Origin of the sequence: Nocardia huaxiensis, from assembly GCF_013744875.1 — a bacterium.
Lineage (GTDB): Bacteria > Actinomycetota > Actinomycetes > Mycobacteriales > Mycobacteriaceae > Nocardia > Nocardia huaxiensis.
Map to the genome: position 1 here is coordinate 745,535 of NZ_CP059399.1, position 17,598 is coordinate 763,132.

The window sequence follows — 17,598 nt, forward strand, 5'->3', positions numbered from 1 at the left end:
TGTGCGGCAGCTCACGAACTATGATCGTGACACAAGATTCAGGCACATTCTTGGCGCTATTTGTCAAGAATCCCGGCAGCTTTTGTGCTGCCGGAACAAATCGGAGGCGCGCTCATGACGACTGCCGCGAATACTACGGTCGTCCGGCAGTGGATTGCCGATTTCGTCGCGGAAACCCTGCGCACCGACAGCCTCGAAGAGGTGGTGGCGCGACTCGACAATGCCATCGTCGCCCGCGTCCCCGAGCTCGCCGACCGCGATATGCGCCGCGATCTCGCGGCCAGCACCCGCGCCCACGCCCTCGAAATGCTGGCCGGGCTGAATCAGGAGCACATGAGCTACCCGGTGCCGGAGGAGGCGCACGCCTTCGCCCGCACCATCGCCCGGCGCGGCCACGATCTGCGGGTGCTGCTGCGCATCTACAACGTCGGGCAGGAGGCGGTGCTCGACTACATGACCGAGGTCATCAACCAGCGGCAGTTGCCGCAGGAGGTCGAAAGAGCCGTGCTGCTACGGCTTTTCGACCGTTCCATCCGCTGGGTCGGCACCTCCGTGGAGGCCCTCACCGGCACCTACACCGAGGAACGCGAACGCGGCCTGCGCGCCGCCCTCACCCGCCGCAGCGAGATCGTGCGCGCCCTGCTCGACGGCGGCGAACTCGAGATCGAGGAGGCGAGCGCGCGCCTCGGCTACCGCCTGAGCGGACGGCACCTCGCCCTGGTGCTCTGGACCGACGAGGACCCGGACTGGGCGAAGGGATCGGCGCCCCGGCCCGACGGCGATGTCGCCGACATGCTCGAACGCGTGGTTGCCCGCTGTGCCACGGCCTTCGGCGACGGCGTGCTCACCGTCTCCTCGGGGGCCAGCTCACTGTGGGCGTGGATCGCTGTCTCCGACGACACCGCGCTGCCGCCGGTCGGCGACTGGCCGGTGGAAGCGCCGGTCCGCCTCACCGTGGGCATCCCCGCCGCGGGCATCCTCGGCTTCCGCCGCAGCCACCGCGAGGCCGTCGCCGCCCGGCAGGTAGCCGAACGCGCGCAACCGAATTCGCCGCGCGTGCTGCACTACCCGGAAGTGGAGGTGGCCTACCTGGCCGGCGCCGACGAAGCCGCCATGCGGGCCCTCGTCGAGCGGGAACTGGGCGCCCTCGCCGACCCCGGACCCCAGGCGGCCCGCCTGCGCGAAACCCTGCACGCCTACCTGCGTGCCAATCGCAGCCCGGACGCCGCCGCGAAAACTCTGGGCGTACACAAGAACACCGTGCGCTATCGCATTCAGCGCATAGAAGAACTACTCGGTCACTCCCTCGATCAGCGCGGCGCCCGCCTGGAGATCGCCCTCGACTGCGTCGCCGCCTACGGTGTGTGACCCGCACTCAGCTCGCGTCGGGCACTTCCCGGATGCCGCGTCGTTCCGGCGGCTCCGGCGGCGCGGGCAGCCCGCGCTGCGGCAGTTCCGCCAGCAGTTCGGTGGTCGCCGCCGCGATGGTGGCCACCGCCCGATCCACCGCCGCCTTGGTGGATGTGGTCAAACCCGACACTCCGCCGATCGTCCGCACGTATTCCTGTGCGGCCGCAAAGATTTCCTGTTCCGTGGCGGGCGGATTGAGCCCGCGCAGAACATGGATGTTCCTACCCATGCCCCCAGAGGCTAGCGCCCGATAACCCACTATGACAGGCCAAATCAGACACTTGCTCGAGAGCCAATAGCCATGAGTTTCCCAGAGCGAAGCGGATAGGCAATTAGACTCGGCTGCATGCCCGCCCGCGACGTTCCGACGCTGACGACCTTCCCTTACCCGGAGCTCGACCAACGCGAGGACGACCACTGGTCCGGCGCGCAGGTTTCCGACTCGGAACTGCGCGCTCTATCGCTGGGCGGCTTCTACTCCGCGCGCTGGGACGCCTTCCACGACGCCCTGCTGCTCGGCCCCGAACGCGAACATCCGCTCGGCGACCGCCGCGAACTCGCCATCGACACCCTCACCGGCGCGTGGGGGATCACCGACGGCACCGAGGCCATGGCATCCATGGAGCAACTGCTGGAGGGCATGCACGGTCCGCTCTACGCGCTGGTGCATCCGCTCGTCATGGCCGCCATCAACTCCCCGGAACGGGATCGCTTCGGCGAGCGCGCCGACCGGCATCGCGCCTTCCTGCGGCAGGTCGGTTCCTTCCGCGGCATGGAGAACCCCGAAGCGCTGGTCCGCGATTACGACATCTGGTCGCAGGCCATCAAACTCGGGCTCACCGAACATCTGGTGCGCCCGCTGCCCACCGACATCCAGGCCTGGGATCTGGCCCGGGTGGTCGCGGTCGCCCGCATGGCCTACACGGCCGGTTACCTCGAGGCCGATGTGGCCTGGGACTACCTCATGCGCGCCCTGCCCCCGGCGCAGCGCAAATACCGCAACTGGCGGCAGTTCGGCGACGCCTACCTGGCCGGCTGGACCTACTGGCAGGCGTGCGAGGATCTGGCCGAACTCAAATCCGGCGGCGTCGACCGGCGCATGGAACTGCTGCGCCTGTGGACCCGGCCCACCAGCCCGTGGCGGCGAATTTCGTTGCAGCCGGAGGAAATGCCGGAGCCCCCGGCCGGTGAAACCCCTCCGGGGGAAGCTCCCGCGGGCGAAACCACTGCGGAGTAGCCGCTCTCGTCGTTGCGGCGCGGTCTAATCCGGCAGGGACCGGAGGATGCCGCGTCCGTAACGCTGGAATTGTGCGTCGTCGACCATGCCGAGCGAATGCCGCTCGACCAGTAGTTCCCATTCGGCGTACAGCTTCGACACGCCCGGATCGGCGGGACCGGCTGCGCCGTCGGCGGATTCGCGTTGAATGGCGAAATTCAGGCCACCGGCGATGCGGTCGATATCGGTGCGGTCCTCCCCGGTGAAATACCAGGTCTGATTGCCGTCGTTGACCTCGACGCCGTATTCGCCCGGCGCCAGACCGGATTCGTCGGTCGTGCGCCCCCACAGCAGTGCCGCCACGGGTAGCTCGTGCGCGAAACGCTTGGTGGAACCCAGCGAGACGAAGATCAATCGCGTGGTGGTGACGGCCAGCAGTCCGGTGCCCTTGGCGGCCGGCGGGCGCGCGGTGACCACCGCGGTCTCCAGCACGTATTCCTCGGGCGTGACATACCGATGCAGTGCTGCCACAGCCGATTTCGCATCCCGGCGCGGGGTCATGCGGCGCACGGCGCGGTCCACGTCGGCGCGGGTCGGCCCGCTGCGGCCCCAGGACGGGGTGGGCGGGGTGAGATCCGGGGACGCGACGTCGAGCCGCTGCGTGGCCAGGATCTGGCTGTTGATCCGCTCGACGATCACCGTCGCGGCGGGCACATCGTGTTCGGCGATGAGCACGGGCAGCGGGGTCCGGTCGGCGGGGACGCCGGTGAGCACCGGGGTGGGGTAGCGCAGATAGATCTCGATGACGACCGCGTCATCGGCGCGCCGGTTGAGCCGCACCTTGAGGAGATCGCCGACCGGCACGTCGAGCACCCGCTCGCCGTCCGTTCCGGGCCGCAGCACCGTCAAACGCCCGTTGCCATGACGCACTATCGCTGTGGGTGTCCGTAGCTCGACTATGTCCATACCCCCTGCGCTCTGTTGTGTCGTCACTCACGATAGGACGACCATGCCATGATTGTGACCACTCGGTCCGACACCAGGGGGTGATCGTCCCGACGTGTTGCCGCAGATGGTCGGGGAACCACCCGCGTTCTCCAGCCGTTGATCTGTCGAACTGCACTAACTGCTGAACTGCGCGATGTTACGACTCGACCCTACGGGGTAACGTGGCTTGTCCGCATCCGTTCGCCGGAACGGGCGCGCCACCAAGCATCGCAGGCATGCTCATGGTTGTTGTACGACCCCGGACACACCCCCCGGAAAGGACTGGCCCGCCGGCCGACGCTCTATGAACCGCAAGACTGTGTTCCGCAACCTGGCCATAGTCGCGGGCTTCCTGCTCGTGATCTACCTGGTCAGCTACTTCAGCAATGACACGCGCGGCTGGCAGAGCGTCGACACGTCGGTGGCGCTCTCCCAGCTCCAGGACAAAGGCAATGTCAAGTCGGTTCAGATCGACGACAAAGAGCAGCAGATCCGCATCACGCTGAACAATGGGAACGACGCCACCGACGGCAAGACCCAGATCCTCGCGAAGTACCCGGGCGGCGGTGAGATCTCGCAGCAGATCTTCCAGGCCGCGCAGGCCACCGGCGCGAAGGTCAACACCAGCGTGAAGCAGGACTCGTGGCTCAGCCAGATCCTGCTGTTCATGCTGCCCATGATCATCCTGCTGGGCCTTTTCATCTTTGTCATGGCCCGTATGCAGGGCGGCGGACGCGGCGGCATGATGGGCTTCGGCAAGTCGAAGGCCAAGCAGCTGTCCAAGGACATGCCCAAGACCACTTTCGCGGATGTGGCCGGTGCGGACGAGGCCGTCGAAGAGCTCTACGAGATCAAGGACTTCCTCCAGAACCCTTCGCGCTACCAGCAATTGGGCGCGAAGATCCCGAAGGGCGTGCTGCTGTACGGCCCGCCCGGAACCGGTAAGACGCTGCTCGCCCGCGCCGTCGCCGGTGAGGCCGGGGTGCCGTTCTTCACCATCTCCGGTTCGGACTTCGTGGAAATGTTCGTCGGCGTCGGCGCTTCGCGAGTGCGCGACCTGTTCGACCAGGCCAAGCAGAACAGCCCCTGCATCATCTTCGTCGACGAGATCGACGCGGTCGGCCGCCAGCGCGGCGCGGGCCTCGGCGGCGGTCACGACGAGCGGGAACAGACGCTGAACCAGCTGCTCGTCGAGATGGACGGCTTCGGTGAGCGCACCGGCGTCATCATCATCGCGGCCACCAACCGGCCCGACATCCTCGATCCCGCGCTGCTGCGCCCGGGTCGCTTCGATCGCCAGATCCCGGTGGGCAACCCGGATCTCGCGGGTCGCCGCGCGATTCTCCAGGTGCACTCCAAGGGCAAGCCGATCGCACCCGACGCCGACCTCGAGGGTCTGGCCAAGCGCACCGTCGGCATGTCCGGTGCCGATCTCGCCAACGTCATCAACGAGGCCGCGCTGCTCACCGCGCGCGAGCACGGCAATGTCATTACCGGTGCGGCACTCGAGGAGTCGGTCGACCGCGTCATCGGCGGCCCCCGGCGCAAGTCCCGCATCATCAGCGAGCACGAGAAGAAGATCACCGCCTACCACGAGGCCGGCCACACCCTGGCCGCCTGGGCGATGCCGGATATCGAGCCCGTCTACAAGGTCACCATCCTGGCGCGCGGCCGCACCGGCGGTCACGCCATGACCGTGCCCGAGGACGACAAGGGCCTCATGACGCGCTCGGAAATGATTGCGCGCCTGGTGTTCGCGATGGGTGGCCGCGCCGCCGAGGAGCTCGTGTTCCACGAGCCCACCACCGGTGCGTCGTCGGATATCGACCAGGCCACCAAGACCGCTCGCGCCATGGTCACCGAATACGGCATGAGCGCGCGCCTCGGCGCGGTCCGCTACGGGCAGGAGCAGGGCGACCCGTTCCTGGGCCGGTCCATGGGCATGAGCTCGGACTACTCGCACGAGGTGGCCCGCGAGATCGACGAGGAGGTGCGCAACCTCATCGAGGCCGCGCACACCGAGGCGTGGTCGGTGCTCAACGAGTACCGCGACGAACTCGACGCGCTCGCGACCGCGCTGCTGGAGAAGGAGACGCTGCACCGCAAGGAACTCGAGCAGGTGCTCGCCACCGTCGAAAAGCGCCCGCGCATCACGGCTTTCAACGATTTCGGCGACCGCGTGCCGTCGGACCGCCCGCCGGTGAAGACGCCGCGCGAGCTGGCCGCCGAACGCGGTGAGCCGTGGCCGGAGGAGCCGGCGCGCCCGCTGCGGGCCGCGCAGCCCGCGCCCGCCAATGGCGGTTACGCCCCCGACACCGGCGGCTACCAGGCCCCGCAGCCCGGTTACGGCTACCCGGCGCCCGCGCCCGCGGGCTACCCGGTGCCGTCCTCGGGCGGCTACCCGCAGCGCGGTGGCACGCACGGTTCGCGGCCCGATTACGGCGCTCCGGCCGGCTGGTCCGCGCCGGGCTGGCCGCCGCAGGAGGACGAGCAGCAGCAGCCCCCGGCCGGGCAGCGGCCGTCGTACGGCGGCTGGGCTCCGGCCGGTGGTTCCCGCTACCAGCAGCCGCCCGAGTACGGCCAGCAGCCGGAGTACGGGCAGCCGGGTTACGGCCAGCAGCCGGATCCGGCGCACGGTGACGACGAGAAGAACGACTGGGACGGACCGAACGGTCGGCGCTGACGCCGGTCCGGATAACCTCATAGGGTTCGCGATCCGAGCTATTCGGGCACGTGGGCAGGCGACGGTCCGGCCGTCGCCACCGCAGTACGGTTCGCGGCCCGGCTCGGTCCGGCCCGACCCCGGTGCCTCGACACCCGGGGACGGGCGGATCCGGGTGATCGGCAGCCGCGAATGCCGCCCGACAGCGCGGCAATTCAACTAGGAGGTGTCGATTGTCGGCCAACAACCACGTCGTCTCCGGCCCGATCGCGCTCGACACCGGTCGGCCGTTCGACCAGGAGCGGGCCGAGGCCGCCGTGCGCGAACTGCTGCTCGCGGTCGGTGAGAACCCGGATCGCCCCGGGCTCGCCGATACCCCGGCCCGCGTCGCGCGCGCCTACAAGGAAATGTTCGCGGGTCTCTACACCGACCCCTCGGAGGTGCTCAACACCACCTTCGACGAGGGCCACCAGGAACTCGTCCTGGTGCGCGACATCCCCATGTACTCCACCTGCGAACACCACCTGGTGGCCTTCCACGGCGTCGCACACGTCGGCTACATCCCCGGCCCGCACGGCCGCGTCACCGGCCTGTCCAAACTGGCCCGCCTGGTCGACCTCTACGCCAAGCGCCCGCAGGTGCAGGAGCGCCTCACCTCCCAGATCGCCGACGCCGTCATGAAGAAGCTCGACCCGCGCGGCGCCATCGTCGTGGTCGAGGCCGAGCATCTATGCATGGCCATGCGCGGCATCCGCAAGCCCGGCGCCAGCACCACCACCTCGGCCGTGCGCGGCCTGCTGCAAACCAACGCCGCCTCCCGCGCCGAGGCCCTGGACCTCATCCTGCGAAAGTGAGCGCACCGACCATGACCGAAAGCGGTACGCGGGGGACCGGATTGGTTGTTCCCCGCGGTGGCCGCTCCACGGTCGTCATGGGCGTGGTCAACGTGACCAGCGACTCGTTCTCCGACGGCGGCCGCTACCTGGATCCGGGCCTGGCCGTCGCGCATGGGCTCGAGCTGTACGAGATGGGTGCGGACATCGTCGATGTCGGTGGTGAATCCACCCGGCCGGGCGCGGTCCGCGTCGACCCGGAAATCGAAGCGGCACGGGTGGTTCCGGTGATCCGGGAACTCGCGGCGGCCGGTGTCCCGACCAGCGTCGACACCATGCGCGCCAGCGTCGCCGAGGCCGCCCTCGAGGCCGGCGTCACCATGGTCAACGACGTCTCCGGCGGTCGCGCCGACGCCGACATGGTGAAAGTCGTTGCAGCAGCCAAGGTTCCGTGGATCCTCATGCACTGGCGCGCCGATGCTGACTACCGGCACACCGGCCCGGCCGAACAGTACGACGATGTGGTGCGTCGGGTCTGGTACGAACTACACGACCAGGTCGACGCGGCTCTAGCCGGGGGCGTCGCCTTCGAAAATCTGATCTTGGATCCCGGCTTGGGCTTCGCAAAGAACGCCGAGCACAACTGGGAACTGCTGGGTGCGCTGTTCGCCGGTCTGACCGAGATGTCGGACTATCTGCCGGTGCTGATCGGTGCCTCGCGCAAGCGGTTCCTCGGTACGCTGCTGGCGGATTCGGACGGTCCGCGTTCGCCGGACGGCCGCGAGATCGCCACCGCTACCATCTCCGCGCTCGCCGCCGAGCACGGTGCGTGGGGTGTGCGGGTGCACGATGTGCGCGCCTCCCTGGACTCCATCGCCGTGGCCGACGCGTCCACGCGGGCCGCGGCGCGAGTGCGGGAGAAGTACCGCCTGGAACGTGCGGCCGCGACCGGTTCCGACGTACTGCGGGTGGACCTGCACATGCGTGCGGCCACGGACGATGATCTGTCCGCGAGCGACATTCAGGGAGACCGGCTTTGAGCACTGACCGGATTGAGCTGCGGGGGCTGAAGATCTATGGCCATCACGGAGTCTTCGATTTCGAGAAGCGGGACGGCCAGGAATTCGTGGTCGATGTGACGCTGTGGACCGACTTTTCGGCCGCGGCGAAATCCGATGACATCTCCGACACCATTCATTACGGCGAGCTGGCCGATGACGTGGTGCGGATCGTGTCGGGACAGCCGCGGAATCTGATCGAGACGGTGGTGTCGGAGCTGGCCGACGAGATCATGGGGGATCCGCGGGTGCACGCGGTGGAAGTGGTGCTGCACAAGCCTTCCGCGCCGATTCCGCATACCTTCGAGGATGTTCGCGTGATCACGTCTCGTCGTCGTGAGGTCCCGTCGTCGTGAACCGGAGGCGTTGGTGAGTCGGGTAGTTCTGTCGATCGGATCCAATCTCGGCGATCGGCTCGCGCATCTGCGCAGTGTGGTGGAGGCATTGCGACCGCGGCTGGTGGCCGTGTCGTCGGTGTATTCGACGCCGCCGTGGGGCGGTGTGCCGCAGCAGGACTACCTGAATGCGGTGCTGGTGGCCGAGGATCCGGCGCTGGAGCCCAGCGACTGGCTGAAGCTCGGGCAGGAACTCGAGCAGGCCGCCGAGCGGGTGCGTGAAGTGCGCTGGGGTGCAAGGACTCTCGACGTGGACGTGGTGTGGGCGGCGCAGCGCCGCCAGGCCGCGATGATGCCGGTGCGCAGTGCCGACCCGACGCTGACCCTCCCGCATCCGCAGGCGCACCATCGCGCCTTCGTGCTGGTGCCGTGGCTGGAGGTGGAGCCCGGTGCGCTGCTCGAGGTGGCCGGTGCCACGCGCCCCGTCGGCGAATTCCTGGCCGCGCTGGATGCCGCCGAGGTGGAAGGCGTTCGCCGCACCGAGCTTTCGCTGGGATGGCGTGTGCTGTGAAGCCGACCCGGGTGCTCGATCTGTGTTTGAACGTCCTGCTGGCGGCGTTCGTGGCGTGGGTGGCCACCAATGCCGCGTATTCGAGTTTCCCGCCGATCTCGGTGTTCTCGGGGGCCTCGCTGCTGCCGGTGGCGGTGCTGGAGGTGGTGCTCGCCTTCGTGATTCGGTCGCGGGTGGAGAACCGCGGCGTGGGCAACGATGGGCGGCAACTGCATCCGATCACGGCCGCGCGAGCGGTGGCGCTGGCGAAGGCGTCGGCGCAGGTGGGTTCGCTGGTGGGCGGCATCTGGCTGGGGTTCCTGATCTGGCTGCTGCCCAAGCGTTCGGATCTGAGTGCGGCCGCCGCGGACACCCCGGGTGCGGTGGTGGGTCTGGTGGCGGGGCTGGCGCTGGTGGCGGCGGCATTGTGGCTGGAATATTGCTGTCGCGCACCGATCGACCCGCCCGATGAAGCAGCTACCTCTTAGCTAACACTTTGGCGATGTTCTATTGCGAGGTGGGAGCCACGGCCGGAAGATCAAGCTACGCTGGCTGACATGGTTTCACCCTCCCGTAGCAGTACTTCCCGTCGACGGCGGGAGGACGCGGGAAAGTTCTTCACCGGCGTACTGCTTCTTCTCGGTCTGGTTGCCAGCATTTTCCTGGTCTTCAGCGACAACGTGCAAATGGTGCGCGTCGGCCTGGTGACCGCCCTCTGGGCCGCTGCCATCGGAGCCCTCGCCGCGACCCGTTTTCGCAGGGAATCGGCCATAGACAAGGCGAAAGTGGGTGACCTGCAGAAGGTCTACCAACTCCAGCTGGAACGCGAGGTTGCTGCCCGCCGCGAATACGAGCTCGGCGTGGAAGCCCGCATCCGCCGCGAAACCGGCGCCGACGCCGAGGAAATGGCGGCCCTGCGCGCCGAACTCACCGTGCTCCGCGAGAGCCTGCAGCGCCTTTTCGAGGGCGACCTGCCCTTCGACCGCCCGGCCCTGCGCGCGGATGCCGTTCGCGTCCAAGAACTCCCGGCCCGAGACGGCTCCGGCTCCGCGAATCCGGCGAACGATAACTGGCACAACGCGGACTCCGGCGAAGAGCCCTGGGACCCCTGGTCGGCTCCCCTCGGGGACGACATCCGCGGCCGCGTCACCCCTGTCTTCGACGCCGACCATCCCGAACCCCCCGTCTTCGCCACCCCCTACGACGATCCGGTCACCGCCGAAACCTCCATCGTGGTCACCGAGATCGTCGAGAAAACCGAACGCGTCGAGGTTCGCCACGAATTCACCCAGCACCACCCGGAACCGGCCCCGCCGACCGTCGACGCCACACCGCCCGCACAGTCCCCCAACACCCGCCACACCGAACCCATCCACGGCCCCGAACCCCTCCAGCAGGTCCCATGGTTCGAGACCGAACACCCGGCCGGCAACACCCCCACCGATCCGTCGGTCCCCCGCAACGGCAATGGCGCGGGCCCTGCCGCGCCCGCCCCGGCGCCGGCCACACCCATGGGCACCGCCAGCTCCCGCCGTCGCCGCCGCGCCGACGAGGACAGCGAAAGCACCGGCCAGCTCTCCGTAGCCGAGATCATGGCCAACCTCCGCTCAGAGTCCGGCCGCTGATCGCGCCCAGCGACCTTCGGGGGTCCGGGGCGAAGCCCCGAAATCTCGAGGGGGTTCGGGGGCGAAGCCCCTGAGAGCCCCAACGAGAGTGGTTCATCCCACAGAGGATGGCCGCGTCGTATCGGGACGGATATTCTCGGGCGGTAACGTCCGGTACCCGCCATGCGGGACTGGAACGAAACTTCGAGAGGACAAGGGTGACCCCGGACATTGATGTCCGTGGAACCGACCCCGCGCCTGCACGACTGACGGTGGGAATCGTCTCGGCGGGACGCGTCGGATCCGCGGTGGGTGTGGCACTGGAGCGTGCCGGCCATGTCGTATTCGGCGTTTCCGCTATTTCGGATGCGTCGGTCCGGCGGGCCGAGACTAGGCTCCCGGATTCCCGGATCCTGCCCGCCGAAGAGGTGGCCGCCCGCAGCGAGCTGCTGATCCTCGCGGTGCCGGACAGCGAATTGGCCGGTCTCATCTCGGGTTTGGCGGCCTCTGGCGCGGTGCGTCCGGGCACCATCGTGGCGCACACCTCGGGCGCGAACGGCGTCGGCATTCTCGCGCCGCTCACCGCGCTGGGCGCGCTGCCGCTGGCCATCCATCCGGCCATGACCTTCACCGGCCACGACGAGGATGTGGCGCGACTCGCCAACGCCTGCTTCGGGATCACCGCCGCCGACGAGATCGGCTACGCCATCGCCCAGTCGCTGGTGATCGAAATGGGCGGGGAGCCGGTCAAAGTCGCGGAGGAGAACCGCACCCTCTATCACGCGGCCCTCGCGCACGGCAGCAATCACCTGGTCACGCTCATCGTGGACGCCGTCGAAGCCCTGCGCGCCGCCCTCGCGGGACCGGGCCTGATGGGTCAGCAGGTGGTCGACGATCAGCCGAACGGCCTGGCCGAACGCATGCTGGCCCCGCTGGCCTCGGCCGCGCTGGACAATGCCCTGCGTCGTGGCCCGGCCGCGTTGACCGGTCCCGTCGCCCGCGGCGATGTGGAAGCCGTCGCCGCGCATCTGAACGCGCTCGAGGCCCTCGATCCCAAGCTGGCCGCCGGCTATCGCGCGCAGTCGCTGCGCAGCGCCGAGCGCGCGCGCACCAATCCTGATCTGCTCGATCTTCTGGAAGGACCCCGGCCGAGCGGTCAGGCCTGGAGGCGGCAGCGCAGCGTAACCACGGAAGGCCCCGATCGGCCGGAGAAAGGACACTGATGGACCCGAAACTTCGTGGCACCTACAAGCCCGGCGAGTTGACGGTGCTGCATGATCCGGCCGTGGTCACGCAGGTCGTGAACGCGCTGCGGTCCGTCGGCCGCAAGGTCGCGCTGGTGCCCACCATGGGTGCGCTGCATGAGGGTCACCTGGAGTTGGTGCGGCTGGCCAAGCGCACCAATCAGGTCGTCGTGGTGTCGATCTTCGTGAACCCCTTGCAGTTCGGCGCGAACGAGGACCTCGACAAGTACCCGCGCACCCTCGACGCCGATGTCGAACTGTTGCGCGGCGAGGGCGTCGAGCTGGTGTTCGCCCCGTCCGCCAATGACATGTACCCGGACGGCCCGCGCACCACGGTGCAGGCCGGTCCCTTCGGCGACATTCTCGAAGGCGCCCATCGCCCAGGGCATTTCGCGGGCGTGCTGACCGTGGTGGCGAAGCTGTTCAATATCTGCCGCCCGCACGAGGCGTTCTTCGGTGAGAAGGACTACCAGCAGCTGGCCCTGATCCGGCAGATGGTGCGGGACCTGAACTTCGATCTGAAGATCCGTCCGGTCGCCACCGTCCGCGAGGAGGACGGTCTGGCCAAGTCCTCACGCAACCGCTTCCTCGATCCGGAGCAGCGTGAGCTGGCCGCCACCCTCTCGGCCGCGCTCATCGCGGGCCGCCACTCGCAGGGTCTGGGCGCGGAGGCTGTGCTCGCGACCGCGCGTGCGGTCCTCGACACGGCGCCCGAGATCGAACTGGATTATCTGGCCCTGCGGTCCGCCGATTTCGGTGAACCGACGACCGGCAATGCCCGCCTGCTGGTCGCCGCGCGCGTCGGCAGCACCCGTCTCATCGACAACATGCCCGTCACGCTCGGAGTCCCGATCGACGGCCATCCCACGACTCCCGATCAGCCTGCCCAGGCAACCCTCTAGGAAGGCGCCCGCCATGTTGCGCACCATGATGAAGTCGAAGATCCACCGCGCCACGGTGACTCACGCCGATCTGCACTATGTCGGTTCCGTCACCGTCGACCAGGACCTCCTGGACGCCGCCGATCTGCTCGAGGGCGAGCAGGTCTGCATTGTCGACATCACCAACGGCGCTCGCCTCGAGACCTACATCATCGCCGGTGAGCGCGGCTCGGGTGTGATCGGAATCAACGGCGCCGCAGCGCATCTGGTGAATCCGGGTGATCTGGTGATCCTCATCGCCTACGGCATGCTGGACGAGGCGGAGCTGAAGGAGTACAGCCCGCGCGTGGTGTTCGTCGACGACCGCAACCGGCAGGTGGAGCTGGGCTCGGATCCGGCGCACGCGCCCGAGGGTTCCGATCTCGTCTCGCCGCGCACGCTCGCCTTCAACTGAGCCCTTCCGTCCGACCTTCGAGAACGGACCCAGCCATATGTTGCTGACCATCGACGTCCGCAACACCAGCATCGAACTAGGGCTGTTCACCGGCAGCGGTGACCACGCCAAGCTGGCGAAACAGTGGCGGATGCACACCAATCCGCTGATGACCGCCGACGAGTTCGCCATGCAGGTGCGCGGTCTCGTCGGCGCCGACGCCGAGCAGGTGACGGGTGTGGCGGCGCTGTCCACGGTGCCGCCGGTGTTGCGTGAACTGCGTGAGATGCTGTCCCGCTACTGGGGTCATGTCCCGAATGTGGTGGTGGAACCCGGTGTGCGCACCGGTATTCCGCTGCTGGTGGACAATCCGAAGGAGGTCGGTGCGGACCGCATCGTGAATTGCCTGGCCGCCTATCACCGTTTCAAGAATCCGTCGATCGTGGTGGATTTCGGCAGCGCCATCTGCGTGGATCTGGTGTCGGCCAAGGGCGAGTTCCTGGGCGGCATCATCGCGCCGGGCGTGGAGATCTCCATGGAGGCGCTGGTGGAGCGCACCGCCCTGCGCCGCGCCGAGCTGGCCCGCCCGCGCTCGGTGATCGGCAAGAACAGCATGGAGTGCATGCAGTCGGGGGCGATCTTCGGTTTCGCGGGTCTGGTGGACGGGCTGATCGACCGCATTCGCGACGAGTTCGACGCCTTCTCCGGTGAGGACGTGTCCGTGGTGGCGACGGGTGCTTCGGCGCCGTTGATCGTGCCGGAGTCGGAGACCATCGACCATCACGAGCCGCATCTGACGCTGGATGGCCTGCGGCTGGTGTACGAGCGCAATCAACTGCGCAGCCGCGCCCGCTGAAAATGATGGTGGCGGCCCGCAGGGCCTCGGTGGAGGGTGGTTGGTGGGCGACGGGTGGGCGGACCGCAAGGTTTGTGACCCAGTCGTCGCCGCGGGGCCCTATTGCTTCGCGGCGGCGCACTGTTAAACTCGCGCTCGTGTATTTCCGCATGAGCACCCAGGAGTGTTGTCGAGGCTGATTCGCCTCGACGGTCGTCGAGGCTTCGTATAGCCCCCGACCACATACACAATTCCTGGAGTTTCGCTCATGCGTTCCTCTTTATTCTCCCTATCTGTCGATGACACCGCCCGTACTCCGGGTACCTCGCGCCTGCTGCCCGAGGTGACCGAGCGGGCCACCGCCTCCGCTCTCCCCACCCGGCTGCGTCCCGCCGACCTGCTGCGTCTCACCGACGAGGGCGCCGAGGACGTGCTGGCCGGCCGCTACGATCACCTGCTCCCCGAGGACGGGCTGTGGCCCACCGAAAAGCGCTGGGCCGTAAGGCTTGTCGCCGACGACGAGGTGGACGTGTGGCTCATCTCCTGGGTGCCGGAGAAGGCCACCGAACTGCACGATCACGCGGGCTCGCTGGGCGCGCTGACCGTTCTCTCCGGGGCGCTCAACGAATTCCGCTGGAACGGCACCGAATTGCGCCGCCGCACGCTGGCCGCCGGTGACCAGGCTTCTTTCCCGCTCGGCTGGGTGCACGACGTGGTGCGCGCGCCCGCCGAGGAGGCGGGCATTGTCGGCCCCCTCGATCCCACTCTGAGCGTGCACGCCTATTCCCCGCCGCTGACGGCCATGTCCTATTACGAGGTCACCGGCCACGGCACCCTGCGGCGCACCCGTTCCGTCCTGACCGATCAGCCCGAAGGCGAACTCCAATGACGCACATGACGATCGACGGCATGCTCACCCAGGCGCGGGCGGCGCTGCGCCGGCTGCTGCCGGTGGAATTGCCGCAGGCCATCGCCCGGGGCGCGATTCTGGTCGATATTCGGCCGCAGGCGCAGCGCCAGCGCGAGGGCACCATTCCGGGCGCCCTGGTGATCGAGCGAAATGTCCTGGAATGGCGGTTGGATCCGTCCTCCTCGGCGCGTTTGGCGCTGGCCGCCGACCATGATGTGGAATGGATCATCGTCTGCTCCGAGGGTTACACCTCGAGCCTTGCAGCGGCCTCTTTGCAGCAGCTGGGCCTGCGTCGCGCCACCGATCTGATCGGCGGTTACCACGCATTGAAAGCGGCCGGTTTGTTGACCGTCGCGGCCGCCGCACCGCACTTTCAGCGTGAAGTAGCCACACTCGCCTGGGTGTGAGAGGCTCCCCGGGAGTTGGGGTAGGGCGGCGGAAAAAAGAGTTTCCGACGCCCAGTAGGCTAGAACCCCGTGAGCACCCCCAACCCCACTTCTACCGGTAGCAACAAGGCATCTGCTGGGCAAACGCGCGCCGCGAACCCCGTCGAGCAGGATGTCCCGGAGCAGATGCGGATTCGCCGGGAGAAGCGGGAGCGGTTGCTGGCGGAGGGCCGCGAGGCCTATCCGGTGGTGGTGCCGCGGACCCATACTCTCGCCGAAATTCGCGCGCAGTTCCCGGATCTGGAACCGGGAACCGAGACGGGCGTACAGGTCGGTGTGGCCGGCCGCGTCATTTTCATGCGCAATACCGGCAAGCTGTGCTTCGCCACGCTGCAGGAGGGCGACGGCACCAAGTTGCAGGCGATGATCAGCCTCAACGGTGTCGGCGAGGAATCCCTGGCGGCCTGGAAGGCCGATGTGGACCTCGGTGACTTCGTTTTCGTGCACGGCGCGGTGATCGCCTCCCGCACGGGTGAATTGAGCGTCATGGCCGATTCCTGGTCCATGGCGGCCAAGTCGCTGCGTCCGCTCCCGGTCGCGCACAAGGAGATGAGCGAGGAGTCCCGCGTCCGCCAGCGCTATGTCGATCTGGTGGTGAACGAGGACGCCCGCACCATGGCCCGCACCCGCGTGAAGGTCATGCGCGCGCTGCGAAATGCCTTGGAGCGCAGGGACTTCCTGGAGATCGAGACGCCCATGCTGCAGACCCTGCACGGTGGCGCCGCGGCTCGGCCGTTCGTGACGCACTCCAATGCCCTGGACATGGATCTGTACCTGCGCATCGCGCCGGAGCTGTTCCTCAAGCGCGCGGTGGTCGGCGGTATCGACAAGGTCTTCGAGATCAACCGGAACTTCCGCAACGAGGGCGCGGACTCCACGCATTCCCCGGAGTTCGCAATGCTGGAAACCTACGAGGCGTACGGAACCTACGACGATTCCGCGAAGATGATCCGGGAATTGATCCAGGAAGTCGCGCAGGAGGTGTACGGCACTCAGGTCGTCACCCTCGCGGATGGCACCGAATACGATCTGTCCGGTGAGTGGGCGACGGTCGAGATGTACCCGTCGCTGTCGGAGTCGATCGGTGTGGAGGTCACTCCGGAAACGACCGTCCCGGAATTGCTGGCACTCGCCGAACGAGTCGGTCTGGAAATTCCGCAGGACAAGGGCTACGGCCACGGCAAACTCGTGGAAGAACTTTGGGAACACGTGTACGGCGACAAGCTGTACGCACCGACTTTCGTCCGCGACTTCCCGGTTGAGACATCGCCGCTCACGCGCCAGCATCGGAGCAAGCCCGGGGTTACCGAGAAGTGGGACCTCTACGTGCGCGGCTTCGAACTGGCCACGGGCTATTCGGAACTCGTCGATCCGGTCATCCAGCGCGAACGGTTTGTGGATCAGGCGCGTTTGGCCGCTGCCGGTGATGACGAAGCCATGCGCCTGGACGAGGACTTCCTTGCCGCGATGGAGCACGGTATGCCGCCGACGACCGGAACCGGTATGGGTATGGATCGTTTGCTGATGGCCCTGACTGGCCACGGAATCCGGGAAACGATACTCTTTCCAATTGTGCGTCCATCGGCTCGTTGAGTTCGCTGGATTGCATTGCCGATCCCCGTTCTGGGACTATCGGAATTCGCGGTATTCTGGCGTCGGGTAATCGGCCTGACTATGCGGGTCGCACGATTTCGAGAGGACGTTCATCTCATGGCAAAGAAGGTCACCGTTAGCTTGATCGACGATGTCGACGGTGAGTCCATCGCGGACGAGACCATCGAGTTCGCTATCGATGGCGTCTCGTACGAGATCGACTTGTCGACCGAGAATGCGGCCAGGCTGCGGGACGGGCTGGAGCCCTGGGTTTCCAACGCGCGCCGGGTGAGTGGTCGCCGGCGCACCAAGACGGCTCCGGCCGGGACGGCCGGGCCGAAGAGCCGGGTCTCCATCGATCGCGAACAAAGTGCGGCGATTCGTGAATGGGCTCGCCGTAATGGACACAAGGTGTCGGCTCGTGGGCGCATCTCGGCAGATATCACCGAGGCTTACAACAAGGCTGCGGCGAAGAACTAGTTGCTCTTTGCGACTGCCGCTCGGGTGTTTCGTGCGAACCCGGGCGGCAGTGGTTTATTCATACGCTTTGCGTATAACTGTCATGGGTATGCACTGCCCATCTGTAAGGTGCGATCTTGCT

The 17,598-nt window shown here is 67.4% G+C and carries 19 protein-coding genes; 17 read left to right on the plus strand and 2 right to left on the minus strand.

The genetic code is table 11. The annotated features are described in order from the left end of the window. The first annotated feature begins 114 nt into the window (after window positions 1-114). On the plus strand, window positions 115-1,368 hold the full coding sequence (locus tag H0264_RS03380) for a PucR family transcriptional regulator (RefSeq protein WP_181582601.1): 1,254 nt from the start codon (window positions 115-117) through the stop codon (window positions 1,366-1,368). Between the two features lie 7 nt (window positions 1,369-1,375). Here the strand turns inward: H0264_RS03380 and H0264_RS03385 are convergent, their stop codons facing one another. Next, entirely contained in the window at window positions 1,376-1,639 is a 264-nt protein-coding gene (locus H0264_RS03385) for a DUF2277 domain-containing protein (RefSeq protein ID WP_181582602.1), read from the minus strand. A gap of 117 nt (window positions 1,640-1,756) precedes the next feature. Between H0264_RS03385 and H0264_RS03390 the strand changes: the two genes are divergently transcribed. Beyond that, entirely contained in the window at window positions 1,757-2,647 is an 891-nt protein-coding gene (locus H0264_RS03390; protein ID WP_181582603.1) for a DUF1266 domain-containing protein, read from the plus strand. Between the two features lie 24 nt (window positions 2,648-2,671). On the opposite strand, the gene H0264_RS03395 is transcribed toward H0264_RS03390, so the two are convergent. After that, a complete protein-coding gene (locus H0264_RS03395; protein ID WP_231083919.1) occupies window positions 2,672-3,556 on the minus strand; it encodes a hypothetical protein in 885 nt (294 codons plus the stop codon). Between the two features lie 361 nt (window positions 3,557-3,917). Between H0264_RS03395 and ftsH the strand changes: the two genes are divergently transcribed. The 15 genes from ftsH to H0264_RS03470 all read left to right on the plus strand — a co-directional run bounded on the left by ftsH (window position 3,918) and on the right by H0264_RS03470 (window position 17,477). Next, on the plus strand, window positions 3,918-6,296 hold the full coding sequence (gene ftsH / locus H0264_RS03400) for an ATP-dependent zinc metalloprotease FtsH (protein WP_181582605.1): 2,379 nt from the start codon (window positions 3,918-3,920) through the stop codon (window positions 6,294-6,296). A 212-nt stretch (window positions 6,297-6,508) separates the two neighbouring features. Beyond that, complete coding sequence (folE, locus tag H0264_RS03405) at window positions 6,509-7,129, plus strand: GTP cyclohydrolase I FolE (protein ID WP_181582606.1); 621 nt, start codon at window positions 6,509-6,511, stop codon at window positions 7,127-7,129. Window positions 7,130-7,140: 11 nt separating this feature from the next. Continuing rightward, window positions 7,141-8,148 (plus strand): dihydropteroate synthase, encoded by a 1,008-nt coding sequence (folP, locus tag H0264_RS03410; RefSeq protein WP_181585263.1) that lies wholly within the window; start codon window positions 7,141-7,143, stop codon window positions 8,146-8,148. Further along, a complete protein-coding gene (folB, locus tag H0264_RS03415) occupies window positions 8,145-8,522 on the plus strand; it encodes a dihydroneopterin aldolase (RefSeq protein ID WP_181582607.1) in 378 nt (125 codons plus the stop codon). Before folP ends, folB begins: the two co-directional genes overlap by 4 nt. A 13-nt stretch (window positions 8,523-8,535) precedes the next feature. Beyond that, window positions 8,536-9,072 (plus strand): 2-amino-4-hydroxy-6-hydroxymethyldihydropteridine diphosphokinase, encoded by a 537-nt coding sequence (folK, locus tag H0264_RS03420; protein ID WP_181582608.1) that lies wholly within the window; start codon window positions 8,536-8,538, stop codon window positions 9,070-9,072. Continuing rightward, window positions 9,069-9,539, plus strand: a complete 471-nt coding sequence (locus tag H0264_RS03425; RefSeq protein ID WP_231083921.1) for a DUF3180 domain-containing protein — start codon at window positions 9,069-9,071, stop codon at window positions 9,537-9,539. Before folK ends, H0264_RS03425 begins: the two co-directional genes overlap by 4 nt. A 69-nt stretch (window positions 9,540-9,608) precedes the next feature. Beyond that, window positions 9,609-10,676, plus strand: coding sequence for a DUF6779 domain-containing protein (locus H0264_RS03430; protein WP_181582610.1), 1,068 nt, complete (start codon window positions 9,609-9,611; stop codon window positions 10,674-10,676). Window positions 10,677-10,873: 197 nt separating this feature from the next. Beyond that, on the plus strand, window positions 10,874-11,878 hold the full coding sequence (locus tag H0264_RS03435) for a Rossmann-like and DUF2520 domain-containing protein (protein ID WP_244976095.1): 1,005 nt from the start codon (window positions 10,874-10,876) through the stop codon (window positions 11,876-11,878). Beyond that, entirely contained in the window at window positions 11,878-12,801 is a 924-nt protein-coding gene (gene panC / locus H0264_RS03440) for a pantoate--beta-alanine ligase (protein WP_181582612.1), read from the plus strand. The genes H0264_RS03435 and panC overlap by 1 nt, the downstream gene beginning before the upstream one ends. Window positions 12,802-12,814: 13 nt before the next feature. Further along, window positions 12,815-13,234 (plus strand): aspartate 1-decarboxylase, encoded by a 420-nt coding sequence (gene panD, locus H0264_RS03445; RefSeq protein ID WP_181582613.1) that lies wholly within the window; start codon window positions 12,815-12,817, stop codon window positions 13,232-13,234. A gap of 37 nt (window positions 13,235-13,271) precedes the next feature. Then, a complete protein-coding gene (locus tag H0264_RS03450) occupies window positions 13,272-14,069 on the plus strand; it encodes a type III pantothenate kinase (RefSeq protein ID WP_181582614.1) in 798 nt (265 codons plus the stop codon). A 247-nt stretch (window positions 14,070-14,316) separates the two neighbouring features. Continuing rightward, window positions 14,317-14,937 (plus strand): cysteine dioxygenase, encoded by a 621-nt coding sequence (locus tag H0264_RS03455; RefSeq protein ID WP_181582615.1) that lies wholly within the window; start codon window positions 14,317-14,319, stop codon window positions 14,935-14,937. A gap of 5 nt (window positions 14,938-14,942) precedes the next feature. Further along, window positions 14,943-15,365, plus strand: a complete 423-nt coding sequence (locus H0264_RS03460; RefSeq protein WP_181585264.1) for a rhodanese-like domain-containing protein — start codon at window positions 14,943-14,945, stop codon at window positions 15,363-15,365. 165 nt (window positions 15,366-15,530) lie between these two features. Then, window positions 15,531-16,997: a lysine--tRNA ligase gene (gene lysS, locus H0264_RS03465; protein WP_181585265.1), complete on the plus strand. Its 1,467-nt coding sequence runs from the start codon at window positions 15,531-15,533 to the stop codon at window positions 16,995-16,997. Between the two features lie 117 nt (window positions 16,998-17,114). Then, the gene (locus H0264_RS03470) at window positions 17,115-17,477 is read left to right on the plus strand and encodes a histone-like nucleoid-structuring protein Lsr2 (protein WP_181582616.1); all 363 of its coding nucleotides are present in this window, start codon (window positions 17,115-17,117) and stop codon (window positions 17,475-17,477) included. The last annotated feature ends 121 nt before the right edge of the window (window positions 17,478-17,598 follow it).